Raw genomic sequence first — 23,811 nt, forward strand, 5'->3', positions numbered from 1 at the left:
GAGAGCTCCATCTAAACTTATCTATTATGCCCTAGCTTGAGCTTTTCTCATACGCAAGGTTTTATACAAAACAATTCCAAGGAAGAGAAGAGATAGAGCAGTCAAGAGCAACAAAGCAATGGACGAAGATGCTAGATATCGTTGACGAAGGGACGGGTTTGAGAAACTAGCCAATAGCGGACGCCCTGCAAAATAATTATAGCAAGAGAAGGCTTGACTTAATAAAATCTGCCCCATATAAGTATAATGGGCTGTTAACAGATCCTGCTTCATAAAGAGGAAATAGAAAGTTGCCAGCAAAGCAATCAGAATCAGAGAAACAAATAAAAAGGTTAGTGGAGACTGATTGAGTTGGGCTGATTTCTCATAATATGTCACATAGTCAGCCTTGTCTTGAGCCGTTGTTAAACCAAGTTGTTTAGCAAAATCATCTGTCAACTCAAAACTCTTTGAAGCTCCAAAGGTTGAGACAGCTGAAGTCAGGGTTCCAACCGTAGAGAAAAATAACAGGATGTAAAGATAGATAGGTTTCTTTTTCATACAAACTCCTTTTCATTTCTTACACCCTATTATATCGCGATACAGATAGAAAGGCAAGCGTCTCAAAACCGTGGAAGCACTTGCCTGATCACTGATACGTTCAAATGAAATTCATTTGGAAAAGTAATGTGTGCAAAAGATGAAAAGCCATCGCAACTGTATCATTGGAATGATTAGAGATATAACGGAGTCCTATAAACTTTCATTCGAACAGCACCAGTATACCTCATTCTCTTCTTCTTGTGTCATCCATTTCTATTCTGCTTCATTTCGACACGATTTGGTCTATAAAAGCCATTTCCTCTCCTTATCCAAAAACTATTCTGTTCTATTTCTCAACTATTTGGTCATCACTCCATCAAAAAAGCCAGAAGGACTTGCCTTCTGACTTTCTTTACTTAGATAAATGAACGAAAGGGATAAGAATTAATCCTCTTTTTTCTTGCGAGCAAGACCTAATCCAAGCAATCCAGCCATCGCACCTGCAAGAACAGCTGCAGTTGAGCTTTCTGTACCTGTATTTGGAAGCGCAGGTGTTTGTGGTTGCGCAGGTTGTACAGGTTGTTCCGGAACTTCAGGAGTTGGTTCGGTTGGAACCTCTGGAGTTGGTGGAACGATTGGTGTAGGTGGAACAATTGGTGTTGGTGGGTTATATGGAGTTGGTGGAGTTGGAGGAACTGGTGTTGGTGGAGTTGGAATGTCTGTTTCCGTTACCACTTTATTCTTATGCCATTTCACTTCAGCTTCCGGTTTCACCGGATTCGTATTTGGAACGACTTCAGGAGTCGGTGGGGTTGGTTGGGTTGGTGGAGTTGGTGCTTTTGGTTCCTTCACATCAACTATGATCACAGTGTAGTTAGGTTCTTTTGGAGCCGTTGGACCTTTAGGTTCTTCTGGTTTGCTTGGTTCCGCAGGTAGTACTTCAATTGTAATCGTTGGTGGTGTTGGTGCCTTAGGTTCTGTTGGTTTTGTTGGCTCTTTTGGCGCTTCACCTGGATTTTTTGGAATACCAACATTTGAGTTAATGGCAAACCAGTAAACCGTTGGTTGACCAGCAGCATTAGCTCCATTGGCCGTAAATACCAAGTGACCATCAGACATCTTCAAGCCTGCCCCACCATAATAGAGGTATGGAGAAGATGGATTGTCCCAACCTTCAAGAGTCGTTGAAGATTCACCATTAAAGATTGATCCGTGTTCAATGTATTGGTTATCTTTAAATGATGTTACCTCTTTTGTAGCAGAATCATAAGTAACACTTGAATTTGGAATTGGAATGTATTTATTATTCCCAACATTTACAGATTCTTGGTGCTCTACATTTTCAAATTTCTTCTTAGGAGTGAAGATGATCCGTCCTGAAGTTGGATCAATCGTATAAGAACCGATCACATCATCTTTACCATCTAATGTGAATTCATCTGTTCCGATATCATGACCATTCCCAGCTCCTGAAGCATTAACAGATGTTGCATCAATCACAGTTTCTTCACTAACTGCAAATTCGCTGCCATTCCATGTTGCGTTTTGAGCCACAATCTTAATCGGATTTTCAGCAGAGATAGTGACGTCCGCAGTACCAAAGTCAGCTGTTCCATTTTTAACTACAACAGCATTGTTTTCAATGCTCATTGATGAACCATCTGCATATGGGTTCCAAGTTCCACGAACGGTGTTGCCATTTTTATCTTTAGCTTCTACTGTAAGGGCACGAGGTTTATCCCCACTATCTACATAGGAAGCACCCGTCCAGTGGTTAAGGGAGTTCAAAGCGACAATCGCATTGTGCTGTGTCAAATCAAACTTATTGCCATCACCATCATAGAATTCAACATCTACAGCAACTTTAACTGGTTTATTTTGGTCTGTTGAAGCACCGACTGTCATAGTAACAGTTGGGTCCGCACTAATAGCTGCAATTCCTTTGCCATCATTTGATGGGAGACTTAGAATCTCATAACGGTAAATCACGCGCTTGATTGGATGCATATCCTTTTTATTTTCACGCATGCTGGACTGATTCAAATTGTCATAGGTTACAACAAATTTGTCACCTTCTTTAATTTGAATAAATTCAGTTTCATTATTGGCCCAAGGACTAGTTGCTACAATATCTGAAGCTTCCAATTTATTGGAATCATACTGATGCACATTGCTGGTATTCAAACGAGCTTGGGCATCACGAGTGAGATAAGTACTGATACCATCAATGGTATGAGTAGCTCCACCTTCACGTTGGAAGGTCAAATCTTGAACAGTTTCAACATCTTTTAGATCTTGGAAACCATTATCATTCATGTATTTATCATAGGCTGCTTTAGCATCTTTGTACTGTGCCAAAGCTGTTTGATATTCAGCAAGTTTTGTTTGATAAGTAGCAAAATCTTTGCCGTATTGCTCTAGGTCTACATTGTATTTTGCAAGCTCAACTTCATACTTAGCTTTAGCAGCATCTTCTTCTGCTTTCTTAGCAACTAACTTACCATAAGCTTCTTTATCTTTATCGTATTGAGCTTTCTTAGCTTGGTATTCTTGTAAATCTTTGTCATATTGCGCTTTAGCTGTATTGTAAACAGCCATTTCTGCATCATACTTAGCCTTGGCATCTGCATTGGCCTTATCGGCTGCTGCTTTTTCGGCTACTTTGGCATCGTAGGCTGCTTTTTTAGTATTGTACTCTTCTAAAGCTTTATCATAAGCTGCCTTTTCCTGATTGTACTTTGCTGTTTTCTTTTGGTAATCTGCTTCCGCATCCGCATTTCTCTTTTCAATCAATGTGATTTCTTGAGATTTTGCTTCATACTCCGCTTTTGCCTTTTTGTAGTTATCAACTACTGTGTTGATTTCAGCTGTTTGAGCTTTATTATCTGCTTCTGCTGCTGCGATAGATGGTTGGACTTTTTCAGCTTCTTCTGTAACGGTCACACCTTCTGTAGCCGCATCAGCTTTTGCTTTTTCAAGTTCTGGTGATTCTACATAAGTCGTCGTAACTGTTTTATTTCCTTCTGTCACAGTTGTAGATGTCAACTTAGAACTTGTTGAAACAGCTGCATCGCTTGTTGCTGTATCCGTAGTAGTCGCTTCAGTTGCAGGCGCTGTTGCTTCATCTGCTTTCACTTCTGCTCCGTAGGTATTAACAGTAGCCAATCCAGCGATGGCCAATGAAACAACACCGACTGATAACTTACGAATTGAAAATTTTTCCTGCTTCGAAACATGTTCACGATAGCTTTTCATTTTCAAAACTCTCCTTTTTTGTTTAAAAAAATCTCACTGTAGAGGCAAAAATATGCTACTTTCAGTTATCTCTATTGTATCACAATCAACCATTTTTAAATATTTGTCGTTTTAATTTTTTATTTTACTTTAAAGATATAACAACTTGAAACGCCAAACCTTCCGGACCTTCCTCATCTTTTAGTTGAAAATATATGTAAGCACCTGTGAAAAATCCTTTATTTTCAAGGATTTTCATCCCGGTTTCTCTTTTTATAAATTTCACCGGAAGGCTTTTTAAGAGGAACTATTTTTTTATACCAATAAATTAGATTTGAAGACTGAAATAAAAAATTATGTAATTTTTTCCCTTTAGGAGTTGCAAAATTCAAAAAAACAACACTTCTTACAGAAGTGTCCATCCCCTAAACTAGCTCCATTTCTTTTCCCAAATAAGAAGTAACGAAAAAAGACCAAGGTCTTATGGGCCTTGGTCTAACAACTAATGATTAGTTTAAGTGCCAGATATCTTCATTGTACTGAGCGATCGTACGGTCAGATGAGAAGAATCCTGCTTTAGCAATGTTAACGATGACTTGATCCAACCATGCATCACGGTCTTCGTAGTCAGCCAACATACGTTCTTTGGTGACAATGTAGTCTTCCAAGTCAAGAAGAGTCATGAACCAGTCTTTGTTGATCAATTCCTTGTGAAGACGAGTCAAGCGTTCCTTGTTACCAACTGCAAGAACGGCATCGCTGATAATGAAGTCTACCAATGGTTTGATAGCTTCACGTTCATAGAAGTCCGCTGATTTGTATGCTGATTTCTCATATAGATCGATTACAGTTTCTGAATCTTCACCGAAGATGTAGATGTTGTCACGTCCAACCAATTCAGCGATTTCCACGTTTGCTCCATCCATAGTACCAAGTGTTAACGCACCATTCAACATGAATTTCATGTTACCAGTACCTGAAGCTTCTTTCGAAGCAAGAGAGATTTGCTCAGAAATATCGCTAGCTGGGATCAAGTAGCTTGCAGCAGTTACGTTGTAGTTTTCAACCATCACCACTTGCAAGTGTGGAGCTACTGCTGGATCGTTTGCAATCACTTCAGACAAGCAAAGGATCAAGTGGATGATATCTTGTGCAATGGTGTAGGCAGGAGCTGCTTTACCACCAAAGAGAACAGTGATTGGGCGAGCAGGGATATTTCCAGCTTTGATGTCCAAGTATTTGTGGATCACATACAAAGCGTTCATTTGTTGACGTTTGTATTCGTGGAGACGTTTGATTTGGGTATCAAAGATAGAGTTAGGATTGATTTCCACACCTTGATGGTCTTTCAAGAAACGAGCCAATTTACGTTTGTTGTGAGACTTGATGTTTTCCAATTTTGCTTTGACTGCATCTTTATCTTCATAAGAAAGAAGGTCTTCCAATTTAGATGCGTCATGGTGCCAGTCACGTCCGAGGATATCATCCAAGTAGTGTGACAAGGTTGGGTTGGCATGCATGAGCCAACGACGGAATGTGATACCGTTTGTTTTGTTGTTGAATTTTTCAGGGTAAATGTCGTAGAAGGCTTTCAACTCAGAATTCTTCAAGATTTCTGTGTGAAGTGCTGCTACCCCGTTTACGCTAAATCCATAGTGGATATCCATGTGCGCCATGTGTACGCGATCATTCTCATCGATGATTTGAACAGCTGGATCTTTGTATTCAGCGCGAACACGGCGGTCCAATTCTTCAATGATTGGAACCAAGTGAGGAACCACTTCTTGCAAGAATTCAAGTGGCCATTTTTCAAGGGCTTCTGCAAGGATTGTGTGGTTAGTGTAAGCCGTCATGCTACGAACGATAGAGATGGCTTCATCCATTCCAATACCACGTTCTGTCAAAAGACGGATCAATTCAGGGATGACCATTGATGGGTGAGTATCGTTGATTTGGACAACAGCATAGTCAGCAAGGTCATGCAAGTTGCTTCCTTTTTCGATGGCTTCGTCGATGATCAATTGTGCACCGTTTGATACCATGAAGTATTGTTGGAAGATACGGAGCAATTCCCCTTGACGGTTACTATCATCTGGGTACAAGAAGAGGGTCAAGTTGCGAGCGATATCTGTCTTGTCAAAGTTAATACCATCTTCAATAATAGATGAATCAACTGAATCCAAGTCGAACAAACGCAAACGGTTCTTGGTATCAATCTTGTAACCAGGGACATCGATATCATAAAGGGTAGAAGTCAATGTGAAGTGTGCAAATGGCACTTGGTAGCTACGGCTTGAACGAACGAGCCAGCTTTGGTCAGTCAACCATGCGTTTGGAATCGTTTCTTGTTGGTTGTTTTTAAGGACTTGTTGGAACAAACCAAAGTGGTAGTTCAAACCAACCCCATCCCCTGTCAAACCAAGACTTGAGATAGAGTCGATAAAGCAGGCTGCCAAACGTCCCAAACCACCGTTACCAAGTGATGGTTCCAATTCCACTTCTTCGACTTCGATCAAGTCTTTACCAGCATCTGACAATTCTTTTTTAACATCGTCGTAAAGACCCAAGTTGATCAAGTTGTTAGACAAGAGTTTACCGATCAAGAACTCAGCTGAGATGTAGTAAACTTTTTTCTTACCAGTATTTAATTTCTTTTGAGCGCTTGCTTGCTTGGTGTAATTTAGCAAGGCAATGTACAATTCTTCATTTGAACATTCAGCAATTGTTTTTTGATGATGATCAATCACATATTTTTGTAATGATTCCATGTTGGGAGTCTCCTTTGTTTCAACAATTTTAATAGGGGGGAAAGATTATTTTTTTGCTTTCTTAACTTCTTTTTTCAAGTCTTTGTTTTCACGACGATAGATCGTAGTGAAATCAAGCAATTCTTGCTCGACAGCTGGAGTCAATTGATCCGCTGTCATTCGCCATGACCAGTTACCACCGAGAGTAGATGGGAAGTTCATCCGAGCTGAGCCATCTAACTCAAGCAAGTCTTGCATCGTAGCAATCGCCATGAAGCTGACGGAAGCAAAGACGGTGCGAAGCATAGCATGCGGTACAGATTCGTACTCTTTCCGGTTGGTATAACGAGCAAGATACTCACGAGTTGGATCGTCGATTTCATTGCGGTACCATCCAAGAACTGTGTTGTTATCATGTGTTCCAGTGTACATCACAGAGTTGTTTGGTGCCAAGTGAGGGCTATCGATACTTTCATCGTCAGGATTGAAGGCGAATTGAAGAATCTTCATTCCTGGGAAGCCAGTACGTTCGCGAAGCTCAATAACTTCATCCGTCATAAAGCCAAGGTCCTCAGCGATGATGTTCAAATCACCGAGCTCTTCCTTCACGGCTGCAAAGAGTTTGTAGCCAGGACCTTTGACCCATTTACCTGGTGCTGCAGTTTCAGAACCAGCAGGGATTTCCCAGTAAGACTCAAAACCACGGAAGTGGTCGATCCGAACGATGTCATAGATCTTGAAGCTTTCACGCAAGCGTTCAATCCACCATTGGTAGCCATCTTTGTCCATTGCTTCCCAGTCATAGATTGGGTTCCCCCAAAGTTGACCAGTTGCTGAGAACTCATCTGGCGGGCATCCTGCAATGCAAGTTGCTTTTCCGTTTTCATCTGTTTTGAAGAGATGAGGATTAGCCCACATGTCACTTGAATCTTCCGCTACATAGATTGGCATATCTCCCACAATTTCAATGTGGTGGTCGTTGGCATAAGCTTTCAAGGCCAACCATTGTTGGAAGAAGAAGAATTGAGTTACACGATGGTAAGTCAATTTATCAGCCAATTCTTCACGGTATTTAGCCAAAGCTTTTGGCTCACGCGCACGAATAGCTGCATCTGGCCATTCTGTCCAAGCTTTTAAATCAAAGTGTTCTTTGATAGCCATGTATTCTGCGAAGAGCTCCAACCAAGAAGCATTGGCTTCACAAAATTCTTGGAATTCTTTTTGATCACTTGATTTTAAGAAATTCGCAACTGCTTTTTCAAGCAAGGGACGACGTTGTTCGAAAACCTTTGCATAATCCACTTGAGTAGGATCTTGACCAAAGTCCACTCCTTTAAGGTCTGCTTCTGTTAACAAACCTTGCTCGATCAAAAGATCGAAATCAATAAAATGAGTGTTCCCAGCAAAAGCTGAGAAAGATTGGTATGGAGAGTCTCCATAACTAGTTGTACCAAGCGGCAAGATTTGCCAGTAACGTTGCTTGGTCCGAACGAGGAAATCAACAAAATCATATGCTGATTGACCGAATGATCCGATCCCGTATTGTCCAGGAAGGGAAGAAATGTGCATCAAAACACCACTTTGACGTTTTTTCATGGGTTACCACCTCTTTTTATTTCTTTGAAGCCTGCGATTCGGTGCACGGTATGGGTATCGTTGCAGAGTCGTATCCAGCTCTCAAGCGGCTCTACTCTTTGTTAAAAATCGAACAGGCGCAACTCAGTTTACGCAATTTTTGCGAAAACGTTTGCGTACCATGTTATTATAAACTTTTTCCCTATTTTCTGCAAGGGATTTCTTAAAAACTTTTTTAACTTTTTTCAGAATGTCCTCACCCCCTTAGTGTATTCTTTCCTTTGGCTAATGTCAACAAATTTGATGCATTTTATAGAAGAAAGTTCGGAATTAAAATATTTTTAAAAAAATTGTTTAAAACTACTTGCAAACGTTTTCGCCTTGTGATATACTTAAGACGTTTTAGGAAAACGTTTGTCTAAAACGGTTTCTAATTATTATCTTTTTTTATTCTTTAGGAGGAATAAATCATGAAACGTACAATTTTACGTAGTGCTGCTGTACTTGGTACAGTTGGTTTTGCCGGCTTCTTACTTGCTGCTTGTAGCAATAACTCATCAGGTTCTTCTGAGGCAAGTAAAGAAATCAACGTCTATGTAGACAAAGGCTACAAATCTTATGTTGAAGAAGCTGCAAAAGCTTTTGAAAAAGAAAATGGCGTAAAAATTAACATCAAGACTGGTGATGCTCTTGGTGGATTGGATAACCTTTCTCTTGATAACCAATCTAAAAAAGCTCCAGACGTAATGATGGCTCCATACGACCGTGTAGGTGGTCTTGGTAGCGATGGTCAATTGGCTGAAGTGACATTAAACAAAGATAGCCATACAGATAAAACAACTGAAGCTCTTGTAACAAACGGTGGTAAAGTTTACGGTGCACCTGCTGTCATCGAAACATTGGTTCTCTACTATAACAAAGATCTTGTAAGCGAAGCTCCAAAAACATTTGGTGATCTTGAAAATCTTGCAAAAGATAGCAAGTACGACTTCGCTAGCGAACCTGGTAAAACAACTGCCTTCTTAGCTGACTGGACAAACTTCTACTACACTTACGGTTTACTTTCAGGTAACGGCGGTTATGTGTTTGGTAAAGACGGTACAGATCCTAAAGATATTGGATTGAACAACCAAGGTTCTATCGATGGTATCGAATATGCAAAAACTTGGTATGCTAAATGGCCAAAAGGTTTGCAAGATACAAAAGCTGCTGCTAACTTCATCCAAACACAATTCCAAGAAGGTAAAACAGCTGCTATCATCGATGGTCCTTGGAAAGCTGCTTCATTGAAAGAAGCTAAAGTAAACTACGGTGTCGCAACGATTCCAACTCTTCCAAACGGAAAACAATACTCTGCCTTTGGTGGTGGTAAAGCTTGGGTTATCCCTGCAGGTGCGAAAAACCTTGATGGCGCTCAAAAATTCATTGACTTCTTGACAAGTACTGACCAACAAAAAGCTTTGTTTGACAAGACCAATGAAGTTCCTGCCAACACAGAAGCTCGTAAATATGCGGTTAGCAAAAACGATGAATTGACAACTGCCGTTGTTGATCAATTCAAGAATGCTCAACCAATGCCAAATATCTCAGAAATGAGTGCTGTTTGGGATCCAGCTGCTACTATGCTTTTCGATGCTGTAAGTGGTAAAAAATCTGCAAAAGCATCTGCTGACGATGCAGTGAAATTGATTAAAGAAACCATCGAACAAAAATTCGGTAGCAAATAAGACAGTTTTTAGGTGTGAGTAAGAGGTTGGAGACAAAGTCCCAACCTCTTATGTTCAATTTTCAAGCACAACTTACTGTCTGACTTGTCTTCCTGCTCTCTAGCAAGGACATTATAAGGAGATTTGAATGACTACAGAACAAAACCCTAAAAAGGCTATGTGGCTCTCTTTGATCCCGGGTCTTGGGCAAATTTATAACAAACAAAAAACCAAAGGCTATATTTTTCTTGCCGTAACCATTCTCTTTCTCGCCTATTTCCTAGGAATTGGAGCTGGAGAATTAGCGAAATTGGTTACACTTGGAACCGTCCGTGGACAAGATAATTCTCTCTTTATCTTGATTCGTGGCGCCTTCCACTTGATCATTACCATTGTTTACTTCCTATTTTATGCCTTAAATATTAAGGATGCTGGAACCGTTGCAAAACGTATCAACAATGGCATTGCTGTTCCAAAAACTGGAAAAGAAATGGTTCAAGCCATCTATGAAAATGGCTTCCCATATTTATTGATCATTCCTTCATACATTGCTATGACATTTGCGATTATCTTCCCAGTTTTAGTAACTTTGATGATCGCCTTTACCAACTACGACTTCAAACATACCGCTCCAACAGCCTTGCTTGATTGGATCGGGTTCCAAAACTTCACTAATATGTGGACCTTGAGTACCTTCCGCTCAGCCTTCACATCGGTTCTTGGTTGGACCTTTATTTGGGCCCTCGCAGCTTCTACTCTTCAAATCGTACTCGGTATCTTGACCGCTATTGTTGCCAACCAACCATTCGTAAAAGGAAAACGAATCTTTGGGGTTATCTTCTTGCTTCCTTGGGCTGTTCCAGCCTTCATCACTATCCTAACTTTCTCAAATATGTTTAACGATAGTGTCGGTGCTATCAATGCACAAGTTATCCCATTGTTTGCGAAGATCTTCCCATTCTTAGATGGCGTTTTGATTCCTTGGAAAACAGATCCTACCTGGACAAAAATTGCTTTGATTATGATGCAAGGTTGGCTCGGCTTCCCTTACATCTACGTCCTGACTTTAGGGATTCTTCAATCTATTCCAAACGATCTTTACGAAGCTGCTTATATTGATGGTGCCAACGGTTGGCAAAAATTCCGCAGCATCACTTTCCCAATGATTATGGCTGTTGCAGCTCCAACTTTGATCAGTCAATATACCTTCAACTTTAATAACTTCTCCATCATTTACTTGTTTAACGATGGGGGACCTGGTTCTGTCGGAGGAAACGCCGGATCTACAGATATCTTGATCTCATGGATCTACAAGTTGACAACCAATTCTTCTCCTCAATATTCAATGGCTGCAGCGGTAACCTTGATTATCTCTGTGATTGTGATCTCAATCTCTATGGTTGCCTTCAAGAAACTACATGCATTTGATATGGAGGATGTATAAAATGAAAAATTCAGTTCAATTTAAACGCCGCCTCAATCATTTCTTGACTTACCTGTACATGGTGGTTCTTTCAATCGTTATCATTTATCCATTGTTGATTACGGTTCTATCAGCCTTCAAATCAGGGAATGTCAGTGCCTTTACACTTGATTTTAGTGGCAATCTTAGTTTTGATAACTTCTCAAAACTTTTCTCTGAAACCCATTATGGCACTTGGTATATGAACACCTTGGTTATCGCCATTATCACCATGATTGTACAAACAAGTATCGTTACCTTCGCAGGTTACGCATACAGCCGTTACAATTTCTTGGCGCGTAAACAAAGTTTGGTCTTCTTCTTGATTATTCAAATGGTCCCAACCATGGCAGCCCTCACAGCCTTCTTCGTTATGGCTTTGATGCTGAATGCCTTGAACCAACCTTGGTTCTTGATCTTCCTTTATGTTGGTGGTGGTATTCCAATGAATGCCTGGTTGATGAAGGGATACTTTGATACTGTTCCAATTTCCCTCGATGAATCTGCGAAATTGGATGGAGCTGGACACTTCCGTCGCTTCTGGCAAATCGTCCTTCCTCTTGTTCGTCCAATGATTGCCGTTCAAGCACTTTGGGCTTTCATGGGGCCTTTCGGAGACTATATCTTGTCTAAATTCTTGCTTCGTGACGAAGTGAACTATACGGTAGCCGTTGGTCTTCAAACCTTTATCAGTGACCAAAAAAATCAAAAAATCGCCTTCTTTGCAGCCGGTGCTATTTTGATCGCGGTTCCAATCTGTATCTTATTCTTCTTCCTACAAAAGAACTTTGTTTCAGGCTTGACAGCTGGTGGAGATAAAGGATAAAATAGAATCTTATTTCAAGCACATTTTATTTTTAAGTTGAGGGTAGTATGGTGGATGCTTTACTACCCTTCGTTAAGAATAAAATCAATGCAAAGAGATTTCTCTTTGCATTTCTGATACTCTTATATTTAGAAAGGTCATCTTATGCCCTATCCTTTTAATTATTTCGCAAGTATCTTCAATTTCCGCTCTTCTTTTGCAAACCGCAAAAAACTGAGCTGGTTCCAAATGATTTTTACTTCTTTCTTTCTAATCTCTATCACACTATTACCTGTGGCTCTGCAAAATGCTCAACTCAAAACCTATCCTTTGACAACCTTTGTCAGCGATGTGTTTGATCCTTTATCAACAGACGTTATGAAAGATATCCAAGAACACGTCGTGATCAAAGACCAAGAGCTCACCTATACAGGGACTAACCCTGTACACAAGACTTCAAAAGGACAGGTTATCTTAGGCCAAGAGGCAAAGGCTAGTGAAGGCAAGGAGTTAACACTCCATTTTGATCGCAAACAATTGATTATCTCAAAAGAGAATAAAGAACTCGCTACAGTCTCATACCAGGCTATTAATCAAGAGAGCCTTCGGGATAAAAAAAGCTTCACTCAAGCTATCTCTAGCGATTGGTTTCGCGACAATCGACTCCCTGTCAGTCTCTTTCTCGTGATTTTCTCTGGCTTCTTATCGACAGTCAATTATTTGATTCTCATCGTAGGGGCATCTTTCTTCCTCTACTTGACACGAAAATCTCGACTCTTTTCACTACAAACTTTCAAGGAATGTTTCAATTGTATTCTGAATTGCTTGGGACTCCCTATTTTACTGAGTGTCTTCATCAGTTTACTATTCCATCAAGTATTTACTACGACGATCATGATCCAAAATGTCTTATTTGTACTCTATCTTGCTATGGTATTTTATAAGACCCACTTCCGTGATCCAGACTATCACCGCTAGGAGGTTTTCTCATGCGTGTTACCATCAAAGATGTGGCGAAACTCGCTGGCGTCGCGCCTTCAACTGTCACGCGCGTCATCCAAAACAAATCCACGATTAGTGATGAAACAAAAAAACGTGTCCGTGAGGCCATGGTCGAATTGGACTACCATCCCAATCTTAATGCTCGCAGCCTTGTCAGCCAATCTAGTCAAGTCATTGCTTTGGTCCTACCAATCGACAGTGACGTCTTCTACCAGAATCCTTTCTTCCCAACTGTTTTAAGAGGGATTACCCAGATCGCGTCAGACAATGATTATGCCATCCAAATCTGTACGGGGCAAAATGAAGAACGGCGGCTCGACAACCTCAAACAACTCATCTACGGAAATCGTGTAGATGGTTTGATTTTCCTTTATTCCAACCCGAATGATCCCCTCGTTGAATTTGCGATCAAAGACAAGTTCCCCTTCCTCATTCTCGGAAAGGCAGCTTCACCTTTTGTATCGCTAGTGGATAATGATAATATCAAGGCTGCATTTGATGCGACGGATTATTTCATTCAACAAAACTACCGAAAAATTGCTTTTATCGGGGGAAACAAAGAACTGTTCGTATCTCAAGACCGCTACGAAGGTTATAAAGAAGCCCTCCAAAAAGCAGGGATTCCTCTCGATGAAAAACTGGTTCATTTCTCATTTGGTTTTATGTTGGAAGACAATTCTTATCAAATGATGGAGAGCCTTCCCCTAGCAGAGTTAGATGCCATCATGACAACCGATATTCTCGTTGCTGAAGGGGTGCGCCAATACCTATTAGAACACCAGCTGACAATCCCGATTATTTCCTTTGATTCGATTAAGCCACGACTCGATATTGAAGCCTATATTGACATCAATGCAGTGGAACTCGGACGTGAGTCTGTTCGGACAATTCTACAAATTATCAAGGATCACAAAGAAGGAAAAACCGTTTGCTACCGTCAATTGATTGACCATACCATTACGAAACTCTAGGAGTCTTTATGTCTACATTTACTGCTTATTTAGATGACCAAGACCTCATTCGTATCCAAAAGGGAGAGGAGCATATCCTTCCTTTTTATTTGAAAACGAACCAAGGTCATCTTGCCTTAATCCCTGTCAAAACGTCAAGTGGAGCGACTGATACAGGAGACTATTTCTTAAGCCCTGTTCCGCTTGAACTGGGAGAAGAGTACACCATCTACGATGCTGCTGGAAATTCTTCTATTCTCCACTATCGTCAAATTGTTCGCAAACCCATTTTTGATCAAACCTTCACCTATAGTGGAGAGGATCTAGGAAGTTTCTACACACCACATCAGACTCAATTTAAATTCTGGGCACCGATTTCGCAAAATGTGACCCTTCATATCGAAGATCAGGTCTATCCGATGAATCGTACAGAAAACGGTGTCTGGGAACTCGTGCTCAAAGGGGATTGGGAAGGAGCTGCCTACCACTATGAGTTTCGTGTCAATGGCCTAGAACGTCGGATTCATGATCCCTATGCTCTATCCTCTTTAGCGAACTCTGGAGATAGCTTGGTCATCGACTGGAAGAAGATCACACGTCCTATCAGGCGTGCCACTCGTCAATTAGACCCAACAGAAGCAATCATCTACGAGATGAGCGTTCGGGATTTCTCTGCCCAAAAAGAGGCTGGCTTTAAACACCCTGGTAAGTTTAAAGGCCTGACAGAGTCGCCCCAACTCAATGGTGAGGTTCTTGGATTTGATTACCTTCAAAAACTGGGCATTACCCATGTACAGTTACTTCCAGTCTACGATTTCGGTAGTGTCGATGAAGAGGATCAATGGAAAGCCTACAACTGGGGCTATGATCCTGTTCAATACAATGTTCCAGAAGGAAGCTATGCGAGTGATCCTAACGATCCTTATGCACGAATCCTAGAGCTCCAAGACACCATTGACACCTATCACCGGGCTAATCTGAGTGTCATCATGGATGTAGTCTACAATCATGTCTACCAGGCAGATGAGTACGCTTTTGAACAGATCGTTCCTGGTTATTTCTACCGTTATAATGCAGAGGGCGAGCGGACCAATGGAACTTTCTGTGGAAATGACGTAGCAAGTGAACGCTCCATGGTGAGACACTATATCAAGCAATCCCTCAAACAATGGGTTTCCCTCTACGGCTTTGATGGTTTCCGCTTTGACTTGATGGGAATCCTAGACATTCAAACCATGACAGAGATTGCAGAAGAACTCCGTGAAATCTATCCTAACATCTATCTCTATGGGGAAGGGTGGAAGATGGATACAGGCCTCTCTGAAGATCAGCTCGCTCACCAATATAACGCGAAACGATTACCAGCCTTTGGCTTTTTCAGTGATAACTTCCGGGATACGATCAAGAGAACACTTGTAGCTGGTCACCGTCGTGAGAGTCAACATTCTGCGAATGATTTCGCTAACATTCTAACGGCGAATGTCGGGAAGCTAGGGCCTGCTCATTTCACCCAACCTCAACAAGCCATTCAGTACGTCGAATGCCACGACAATGCAACTGTTTTTGATTATTTCCAACTTGAAAAGGAAGAGATTCGTCTAGAAGATCGAAAAGCTCTCTCACGATTAGCTCTTCATTTAGTGTTACTAGCTCAAGGAGTGCCGTTTATCCATGCTGGTCAAGAATTTTATCGCACAAAAGGGCTCGAAGACAACACCTATAACTTGCCAGATAGTCTCAACCAATTGGACTGGACATCCCTTCCAAAATGCCAAGAAGAAATTGCTTTTCTTGAAGAATTGATTGCTTATCGGAAATCACAGCCACTCCTTCGTTTGAAAAAAGGGCAAGAGATTCGCGACTACTGTGATGTCAAATGGTTGTCTGATCATCATTTAATCTACACGATTGAGAAAGATCGTGAAAAAATAACGATTCTTGTCAATATCGGTGATCAAGAACAGACCTATCAACATCCGAGCGATAGCCAGCTGTTATTTGCCTATCCTCATGCCAACCTAAAAACCCCTATTCCTAAAGGAAAGGAACTTTCTATTCCTGCCCATAGTTGGCTCCTTCTTCATGAAACTGAATCAACAAAATAAAGGTCACCACAATGTGGTGACCTTTATTTTTATTCTTCTGTTTCCACAAAGCGTCCAATGATATGAACGTTTTCTGAAATGGTGATAAAAGCCTGAGGATCAGCTTTTTTCATAATATATTTGAATTCATTAAACTCTGCACGCGTAATAACTGTCAACAGAACCGCTTTTTCCTGATGGTTATAGGTTCCCTCTGCATTGTGGATAATGGTTGCTCCACGATGCAATTTTTTATGGATCTTTTCAATAATGGCATCTGGCTGGCTCGTTACGATCATTGCCTGCATCCGTTTTTGCTTGGTAAAGACAGCATCCGTTACTCGACTCGATACGAAGATGGTAATCATAGAGTAAAGAGCATACTTCCAACCAAAGGTCAGACCAGCGATCAACATAATGGTCCCATTGACCAAAAAGGAGATGCTGCCGACATTCTTTCCTGTCCGTTTTCGAATCGTCAAACTGACAATATCCGTTCCTCCACTGGAAATGTTGTTCCGAAGAGCAAAACCAATCCCTGTTCCCATGACAACCCCACCAAATAGGGCATTCATGATCGGATCGTTGGTCAACGTAATCACTGGCACGAACTGAATAAAGAGGGAACTCATCGAAACCGTAATAAAGGTAAAGATGGTAAATTTATGGCCAATTTGATACCAAGCCACAATCATCAAAGGGATATTGATGGCATAAAAGGTCAACGAAACCGGAATCGTAAAGCCAATAAAGCGTTGGCTCAGAACAGATAAAATCTGAGCTAGACCTGTTGCACCGCTGGAGTATACATGTCCTGGTTGAAAGAAGAAGTTGACGGCAATCGCTGATAGAAAACCATACAGCAAGGAAGCTGACACTTTTTCATCGTATTTCTCACGGGAGATGCTCTTCAGCACGCGCAATAATTTAATGTTATAAGCTAGTCGCCGCACATGATAGCGAAATAGCTTATGAAAGCGAATTTTTTTCATTTTCAATCCATCGATTAGAAGAAAAGGAAAATCTTAGAGCAACTGATTCCTAGACTCTCCCTTTTCTCTCTTGTCCTATTCTTGCTCTGCTACTTCTACTTGAAGATTTAACTCATCCAATTGCTTTTCAGAAACGACAGAAGGAGCTTGTGTCATTGGATCTGTCGCCTTGTTATTCTTAGGAAAGGCAATGACTTCCCGAATATTATCTTCACCTGCAAGAAGCATCACGAAGCGGTCCAAACCAATCGCCAATCCTCCATGTGGTGGGAAACCATAATCCATTGCTTCCAACAAGAAACCAAATTGTTCATTGGCAGCTTCTTTTGTAAATCCAAGTGCCTTAAACATCCGTTCTTGTAAATCTTTATGATTAATCCGTAGGCTTCCTCCACCTAATTCATAGCCATTTAAGACGATATCATAGGCAATTGCTCGAACTTTTGAAAGATCTCCTTCCAATTCATGCTCTGTTTCAGCTTGTGGGAGTGTAAATGGATGGTGAGCAGACATATAACGGCCTTCTTCTTCAGACCATTCAAACATTGGCCAATCCACTACCCAAAGGAAGTTGTATTGATTGTTGTCAATCAAGTCAAGCTCTTTCGCAAGACGAACACGTAAAGCACCAAGCGTTGCATTGGCTACTTCAAGAGTATCTGCTACAAAGAGAACTAGATCCTTGTCTTCTAACTGTAAAGCAGCTGTCAAGTCACTTGTCAAGTCTGTCAAGAACTTCGCAACAGGACCATTCAAAGCACCCTCAGCATATTTCACCCAAGCAAGACCTTTTGCACCGTATTGCTTCGCAACTTCTGTCAATTTATCGATATCTTTACGAGAGTAATGATCCGCTGCACCTTTGACAACAATCGCCTTAACTGCTGGAGCTTCTGAGAAGACTTTGAAGTCTACACCCTTGACAAGCTCTGTCAAGTCTTGGAGCAACATTTCAAAACGTGTATCTGGTTTATCTGAACCATACAAGGCCATCGCGTCATCATAATTCATCCGTGGGAATGGGAGTGTTACTTCAATTCCCTTGGTTTCTTTCATGACACGTGCAATCAAGCCTTCTGTGATATCTTGGATTTCTTGATCACTCAAGAAAGAAGTTTCCAAGTCGACCTGTGTAAACTCAGGTTGACGGTCTCCCCGTAAATCCTCATCACGGAAACACTTCACGATTTGATAATAGCGATCAAAACCGGCATTCATCAACAATTGTTTTGTAATCTGAGGACTTTGTGGAAGGGCATAGAAATGACCCTTATTGACACGGGAAGGAACCAAGTAGTCACGCGCTCCTTCTGGAGTTGACTTAGAAAGAAACGGTGTTTCCACATCAATAAATTCTAATTCATCTAAGTAATTGCGAATCGAATGGGTTACTTTTGCACGGAGTTTGAGGTTTTCCAACATCTCAGGACGACGAAGGTCTAAGTAGCGGTAACGAAGACGGGTATCATCATTGGCTTCAATTCCGTCCTTGATTTCAAATGGTGTAGTTTTTGCAGTATTGAGAACCGTAATAGCTTCCACTTTGAGTTCTACTGCTCCTGTAGGCAAGTTTGGATTAGCTTGTTCACGAGCTTCTACAAGACCTGTCACTTCTACAACATATTCACTACGGATGCTTTCAGCTGTAGCCATCACTTCTGCACTAACTGTTTCTGGATTGATCACCAATTGCATGATCCCTTCGCGGTCGCGTAGATCGATAAAGATCAAACCACCCAAGTCACGACGACGGCTAACCCATCCTTTCAAGGTAATACGAGTTCCAATGTGTTCTTCACGAACACGTCCAGCATACATTGAACGTTTCATTTCTAATTAATCTCCAAACTAATATTCTTCCTTCTATTTTACCATAAAGACCCGCAGAAAGTGGCCTTTAGCTCAACTTTTTCAGTCACCAACTTCTTTAATTATCGTGGCTCTCTTCTTTCTTTTTGGGATCATCGTAGAGAGTGGGTGCTAGCACCTTCATTAAAGTCGCCGTCCCAAATCGCAAGACAGCTGCTGCTAGTCCAAAAATAGGGGATAGGTAGCGGAAAAAGAAATCTCCCCTAAGTACATAGGTCATGCCACCCACAATAAAAAAGATCACAATTCCCTGAACGATTGCGTAAAACCAAATTTTTTTCACACTATTCTCCTTTTCACAAACCAGCTGACTTATCCACTGTTTTTTATCACTTATCCACAAAAATGTGGATAACTTTCACCTTTTGCTCCCTCAAAAGAGGAAGTGTCATCAGCACCAGGACTTGTTTTCATCCATTTACAAGGAAGTTTCCCACAGCCTGTGGATAACTCTCTTGCTCGTTTGTGACTTTCTCGTCACTTTCCTCACAAATCAAGGAGCCAGGATTTGATCCTGCCCCCTTTGATCAAGCATTATTTAAATTCGTCTGGTGTCCCTTTATATTGAGCCCAGTCTTTACTGAAGAAGCGATCATTTAGATGGTAAGTTGGTGCTTTTTCAGCCTTTGTGACAAAGGGATTGACCGCTTTATCAAAGGCTAGCCAACCATTCCATCCCATATGAATCGTATCTTCCATAAAGTAGGGCTGATCACCATCTTTAGAAAAGTCTGCAATATTGGTGAATCCTTGACTTTCCAATTGGTAACGAATCTTTTGAACAGCCTGTTCATATTTTTCTTGGCTCAAGCCTGTGTATTTCATCCATTTGGCATTAACTGGAGGAATGACAAAGATGACATTGGTCCGAGATTTAGCAAACTGGTCTAGAACCAATTGCAAGTCATTGTACTCAGGAGATTGAACATAGGATTCGTTTTTTTGGAAACCTTTTAGTTTCTTCAACTTCATTTTTAAACGAGTATTGTAAAAATGATTGCTGATTCCAAGGTCGTTGTTATTGGTTTTGACTTTTGCTTCAGCCGTTGCAATTTCTTCCAATTTCTCATATGAGAATTGATCTGGTAAATCTTGTAGACGTTTTTTGACCTTCTTATCGTAATTCCCGTTTGTACGCGTTGCAAGATTACTAAACAAAGCATCTTCGCGTTGGACAAGGTGGGAAACAAACTGGTTCAAAGACTGATCAAATCTGGAAATTTTCTTTCCTTGAGAAATGTTCGTTACAACACTTTGAAAGGCGACATTTGGATACTGTTGTAACAAACGCTTTGCAGCATACTGGGATGCAGCATCCTGTTGGTGATTGGCAATAAAGCTATTCAACTGATCGCTATTAAAGAATTGTTGAAAAGCAGAGGAATCGTATCCCTTCTTAGTGAACCATTGCGGAGAAACTACATAAACAGCTGTATTGTCCTTGAGTTCTGGCAAAATCTGTTGCATTCCAAAATACTGGTTCAAAGAAGCCGCACCACGTTCTCCTAAAAAGTAGGGTCTGTAATTGCGGTCATATTTTTCAGCCAAAACCGCTGGATGCACCACATCAAAGCGCAACCACTCACTGGAGCCGAAATAAGGGACAAAGCGATGCTGTGGATCAGAGAGTGCTTCTTGTTTCTTTGTACGACTCTTGAATCCTTCTGCATTCAGACTTACCGCAGCTTTTTTCTCTTCGGTATAGTTGTGCTTATGATTGATTGGATAAAAGAATAATAAAGCTGTTACCATGAGGAGCGCGCAAAATACGGGCCCTAAAATCAGCCACAAACGCTTAAGCATTCTGAAGCTCCGTTACACCTTCTACGATCTTGTTAGCAGTATTCCAATCATCGCGTCCAAATTCAGATACAGGAACACGGATGCCAAAGCGATTTTCCAGTTCCACAATCAATTCGACTGTCCCCATACTATCAAGGACACCCGCATCAAAGAGATCCTCATCCATCATGTCTGAGACATCTTCCATAAACAATTCGTCAATAATTTCAATTACTTGAGATTTTACATCCATTTTTCTATTCTCCTTTTATTTCAATTTTGAAAACCATTGTTGATCCAAGAATCCTGAGAAAATCAGGAAGGACAGCATCACTGTGTTAAAGGTGATAAAGATCCCTAAAGCTTTGGTCCAACGATTGTCCGGTATAGGATCCAATCCTTTTGCTTTTCTTTCTTTATTGATGGTCTTTTTCTTACGAATCCAAGCATCATTGATGACCAGTCCAAGCCCATGGAAGAGCCCATAAGCGATGTAGTACCAAGTCACCCCGTGCCAGAAGCCCATGACCAACATATTGATAATGTAGGCAACATTTGAGGTGGTAATCCGGCTCTTGAATACTTTATTGCGCATCAATACCATCACGAGACGCATAAAGACAAAATCACGGAACCAGAAAGATAAACTCATATGCCAACGATTCCAGAATTCCTTTAAGTCACGTGATTTAAAGGGACGATCAAAGTTGATTGGACTTTTAATTCCCATCAGATTGGAAGCTGCTAAAGCAAACATCGAATAGCCCGCAAAGTCAAAGAAGAGGTCAAAGCCATAAACATACATGACTCCCAGCGTTCCGATATTGAAGAATCCACCTTGAGACAAAGCATAGGTCTGCACATGTCCTAACAATAAGTGGCCAAAAATATGAGCTAGGATAAATTTATAAAGGAAACCATACATGATATACTTAACAGCTTGCTCCAACATATCCAATAATTCTTCACGCTCAGGAATGGTTTTATAATCCTCATTAAAACGCTTGAAACGATCAATCGGCCCACTTGAGAAGGTCGGCATAAAGAGCATAAAGCGTAAGAATTCCCAAAGTGTGAATTCTTTCAAGACACCATCTCGCATTTCGATGATCATTCCGACAGCTCGGAAGGTTAAATACGAAATCCCTAAAAATCCAAACAAGGATTGGTGCCCATTCTTGATTGCTGGCTCTACCTTAACAAAGATCAGGGGCAAGACAGACAAGAAGGAATGAAGATAGAAAATCCACTTATTGTCCGCTTTCTGACGATAGATCTTGTAGGAATACACAATCAAGATTTGCCAGACTACGTAAAAGAGCAGGGCATAAATTTGCTTGAGATTCGAACCTGTCAGCATCAAAATGATAAAGATCAGACTCACCAGTCCTTCATAGATCGGAAATCTCTTTTTGAAAAAGAGACCCACAAAGATCGGCAAAAAGGCTAGAATGAGGTAGATAAAATAGATCGGTGTTCCATAGTGTTCTAAATGAGGGAGCTGTTTCAAAAACTCGATCATCGGTTGTTAACCTCGCTAATCAACCCTTTGATGTCGATTTTCCCGTTTGGTGTTAATGGCAGGCTGTCACGATAGAGGAATTTTGAAGGCATCATATAAGACATCATGATGTTTTCTAAATCTTCCTTAATGGCTTTCGTGATATCAATTTCGCGCTCAAATTGTTCTTTGACACCCTCTTTTAAGATGACATAGGCCAAGAGATTTTGGACCTTGTGATCTTTATTATAACGCGGTACTGCGACTGCTGAGTCAATATACTTCGATTTGTTCAAGTTTTGAGAGACATCCTCTAGCTCGATACGGTAACCGTTAAACTTGATTTGGAAGTCCATCCGTCCACCATAGAGAAGAAGACCTTCATCTGTCATGGTTCCGACATCTCCTGTATGGTAGGCTGGAAGACCTTCAAATTCGAAGAAGGCTTCTGCTGTTTTCTCTGGATTATTCATATAACCTTTTGAAACGGCTGGTCCAGACACGATGATTTCCCCTTGCTCACCATTTGGCAATTTGTTGCCTGCCTCATCAATGATGAAGGTTGGAGAATCTTCTTTGGTATAACCAATTGGCAGACGTTTCAAAGTCGCTAACATCTCATCTGTTACGGCTACAGCCGAAAGAGCTACAGTTGCTTCTGTTGGGCCGTAGGCATTGATGATACGTGCATTTGGGAAACGCTCGCGCAATTTCTGAGCAGTCTTGACTGTCAACTCTTCCCCATCAAAGTAGAAATGGGTGATCCCTGGCATTTTTTCAGCATTGAAATCTTCAGACAACATGGCCATATCTGCAAAAGATGGTGTTGAAGTCCAGATAGCAATCGGAAGAGAAAAGATGGTCGCAAAGAGTTGTTTGAAGTCTTGAGTAATGGCTGATGGAAGAGCAAAAAGCGTTCCTCCAAGAGCTAAGGTCGGTGCCCAGTACATGACAGACAAGTCAAAGGAATAGGGCGGTTGCGCCAACATTTGCGGACGCTCTGGCGTTGCAAATTCCTTGTCCGTAATCATCCAGTTGGTAAAACTGAGCAAGTTATCGTGCGAAATTTGCACCCCTTTTGGTTTCCCAGTTGTCCCTGAGGTAAAGATGATGTAGTAGTTATCATCCCCTTTGACCGGATGTTTCAAGTCATAGGCATGCTGAGCCGCATAAGCTTCACGCACTTGCTCCAAGGACATGATTGGAGCAGCTGGGTTTTCCAATGGAAATTCATTGATGGCAATAATCAAGCTTGGCTCTGCTACTTCAACAATGGCAGACACGCGCTCCAAGGCAGAGTGGCTATCAATTGGGATATAGGCATGGCCAGATTTTGTCAAGGCCACAAAGGTTGCTAACATTTCATATTCTTGACCACCAAAGACCACTACAGGTGACTTTTCAGGAAGTCCCATTTGGTCGATGTGGGCAGCCAAGCTATCTGAATCAGCCTTCAATTGGCCATAGGTATGCTCCTCACCAAGGACATTGTAGACAGGATAGTCTGGTTGTAGTTGCGCATAACGTTCAATTGTCTCGATCATATCAGTAATTGGTTGGTTTGACACGGCTAGGAGTCT

At 41.2% G+C, this 23,811-nt stretch carries 17 protein-coding genes; 6 read left to right on the plus strand and 11 right to left on the minus strand.

Annotated features, from left to right (window positions below; all coding sequences use genetic code 11):
* Positions 1-24 precede the first annotated feature (24 nt).
* The 4 genes from HMPREF2917_RS06880 to malQ all read right to left on the minus strand — a co-directional run bounded on the left by HMPREF2917_RS06880 (position 25) and on the right by malQ (position 8,099).
* A complete protein-coding gene (locus tag HMPREF2917_RS06880; protein WP_070589829.1) occupies positions 25-540 on the minus strand; it encodes an ABC transporter permease in 516 nt (171 codons plus the stop codon).
* A gap of 426 nt (positions 541-966) precedes the next feature.
* Positions 967-3,777: a GbpC/Spa domain-containing protein gene (locus tag HMPREF2917_RS06890; protein ID WP_070589835.1), complete on the minus strand. Its 2,811-nt coding sequence runs from the start codon at positions 3,775-3,777 to the stop codon at positions 967-969.
* Positions 3,778-4,265: 488 nt separating this feature from the next.
* On the minus strand, positions 4,266-6,524 hold the full coding sequence (gene glgP, locus HMPREF2917_RS06895; protein WP_070589838.1) for a glycogen/starch/alpha-glucan family phosphorylase: 2,259 nt from the start codon (positions 6,522-6,524) through the stop codon (positions 4,266-4,268).
* A gap of 45 nt (positions 6,525-6,569) precedes the next feature.
* The gene (malQ, locus tag HMPREF2917_RS06900) at positions 6,570-8,099 is read right to left on the minus strand and encodes a 4-alpha-glucanotransferase (RefSeq protein ID WP_070589841.1); all 1,530 of its coding nucleotides are present in this window, start codon (positions 8,097-8,099) and stop codon (positions 6,570-6,572) included.
* A 449-nt stretch (positions 8,100-8,548) separates the two neighbouring features.
* Here malQ and HMPREF2917_RS06905 point away from each other — a divergent pair, with 449 nt between their 5' ends.
* The 6 genes from HMPREF2917_RS06905 (at position 8,549) to pulA (ending at position 16,108) form a co-directional block, all read left to right on the plus strand.
* Positions 8,549-9,805: an extracellular solute-binding protein gene (locus HMPREF2917_RS06905; protein WP_023919928.1), complete on the plus strand. Its 1,257-nt coding sequence runs from the start codon at positions 8,549-8,551 to the stop codon at positions 9,803-9,805.
* A gap of 127 nt (positions 9,806-9,932) precedes the next feature.
* The gene (locus HMPREF2917_RS06910) at positions 9,933-11,228 is read left to right on the plus strand and encodes a sugar ABC transporter permease (RefSeq protein WP_070589844.1); all 1,296 of its coding nucleotides are present in this window, start codon (positions 9,933-9,935) and stop codon (positions 11,226-11,228) included.
* Between the two features lies 1 nt (position 11,229).
* Entirely contained in the window at positions 11,230-12,072 is an 843-nt protein-coding gene (locus tag HMPREF2917_RS06915) for a sugar ABC transporter permease (RefSeq protein ID WP_021154117.1), read from the plus strand.
* Positions 12,073-12,216: 144 nt separating this feature from the next.
* A complete protein-coding gene (locus HMPREF2917_RS06920) occupies positions 12,217-13,029 on the plus strand; it encodes a DUF1189 family protein (protein ID WP_021154118.1) in 813 nt (270 codons plus the stop codon).
* An 11-nt stretch (positions 13,030-13,040) separates the two neighbouring features.
* Positions 13,041-14,024, plus strand: coding sequence for a LacI family DNA-binding transcriptional regulator (locus HMPREF2917_RS06925; RefSeq protein ID WP_013904333.1), 984 nt, complete (start codon positions 13,041-13,043; stop codon positions 14,022-14,024).
* An 8-nt stretch (positions 14,025-14,032) separates the two neighbouring features.
* Positions 14,033-16,108 carry a type I pullulanase gene (pulA, locus tag HMPREF2917_RS06930; protein WP_070589847.1) on the plus strand — a complete coding sequence of 692 codons (2,076 nt, stop codon included), beginning with the start codon at positions 14,033-14,035 and terminating at the stop codon, positions 16,106-16,108.
* A gap of 29 nt (positions 16,109-16,137) precedes the next feature.
* On the opposite strand, the gene HMPREF2917_RS06935 is transcribed toward pulA, so the two are convergent.
* From HMPREF2917_RS06935 to dltA, 7 genes are all read right to left on the minus strand, one after another.
* Positions 16,138-17,079, minus strand: coding sequence for a YitT family protein (locus HMPREF2917_RS06935; protein ID WP_003009152.1), 942 nt, complete (start codon positions 17,077-17,079; stop codon positions 16,138-16,140).
* Positions 17,080-17,154: 75 nt separating this feature from the next.
* A complete protein-coding gene (gene aspS / locus HMPREF2917_RS06940; RefSeq protein ID WP_049482684.1) occupies positions 17,155-18,909 on the minus strand; it encodes an aspartate--tRNA ligase in 1,755 nt (584 codons plus the stop codon).
* 97 nt (positions 18,910-19,006) lie between these two features.
* Positions 19,007-19,231: a hypothetical protein gene (locus tag HMPREF2917_RS06945; protein WP_021154124.1), complete on the minus strand. Its 225-nt coding sequence runs from the start codon at positions 19,229-19,231 to the stop codon at positions 19,007-19,009.
* 251 nt (positions 19,232-19,482) lie between these two features.
* Positions 19,483-20,751 carry a D-alanyl-lipoteichoic acid biosynthesis protein DltD gene (gene dltD, locus HMPREF2917_RS06950; protein ID WP_070589849.1) on the minus strand — a complete coding sequence of 423 codons (1,269 nt, stop codon included), beginning with the start codon at positions 20,749-20,751 and terminating at the stop codon, positions 19,483-19,485.
* Entirely contained in the window at positions 20,744-20,983 is a 240-nt protein-coding gene (dltC, locus tag HMPREF2917_RS06955; protein WP_003002265.1) for a D-alanine--poly(phosphoribitol) ligase subunit DltC, read from the minus strand. The genes dltD and dltC overlap by 8 nt, the downstream gene beginning before the upstream one ends.
* 15 nt (positions 20,984-20,998) lie before the next feature.
* Complete coding sequence (dltB, locus tag HMPREF2917_RS06960) at positions 20,999-22,252, minus strand: D-alanyl-lipoteichoic acid biosynthesis protein DltB (RefSeq protein WP_070589852.1); 1,254 nt, start codon at positions 22,250-22,252, stop codon at positions 20,999-21,001.
* On the minus strand, positions 22,249-23,799 hold the full coding sequence (gene dltA, locus HMPREF2917_RS06965) for a D-alanine--poly(phosphoribitol) ligase subunit DltA (RefSeq protein WP_021154127.1): 1,551 nt from the start codon (positions 23,797-23,799) through the stop codon (positions 22,249-22,251). The genes dltB and dltA overlap by 4 nt, the downstream gene beginning before the upstream one ends.
* Positions 23,800-23,811: the final 12 nt, after the last annotated feature.

This window comes from Streptococcus sp. HMSC061E03, from assembly GCF_001813505.1.
Classification (GTDB): domain Bacteria; phylum Bacillota; class Bacilli; order Lactobacillales; family Streptococcaceae; genus Streptococcus.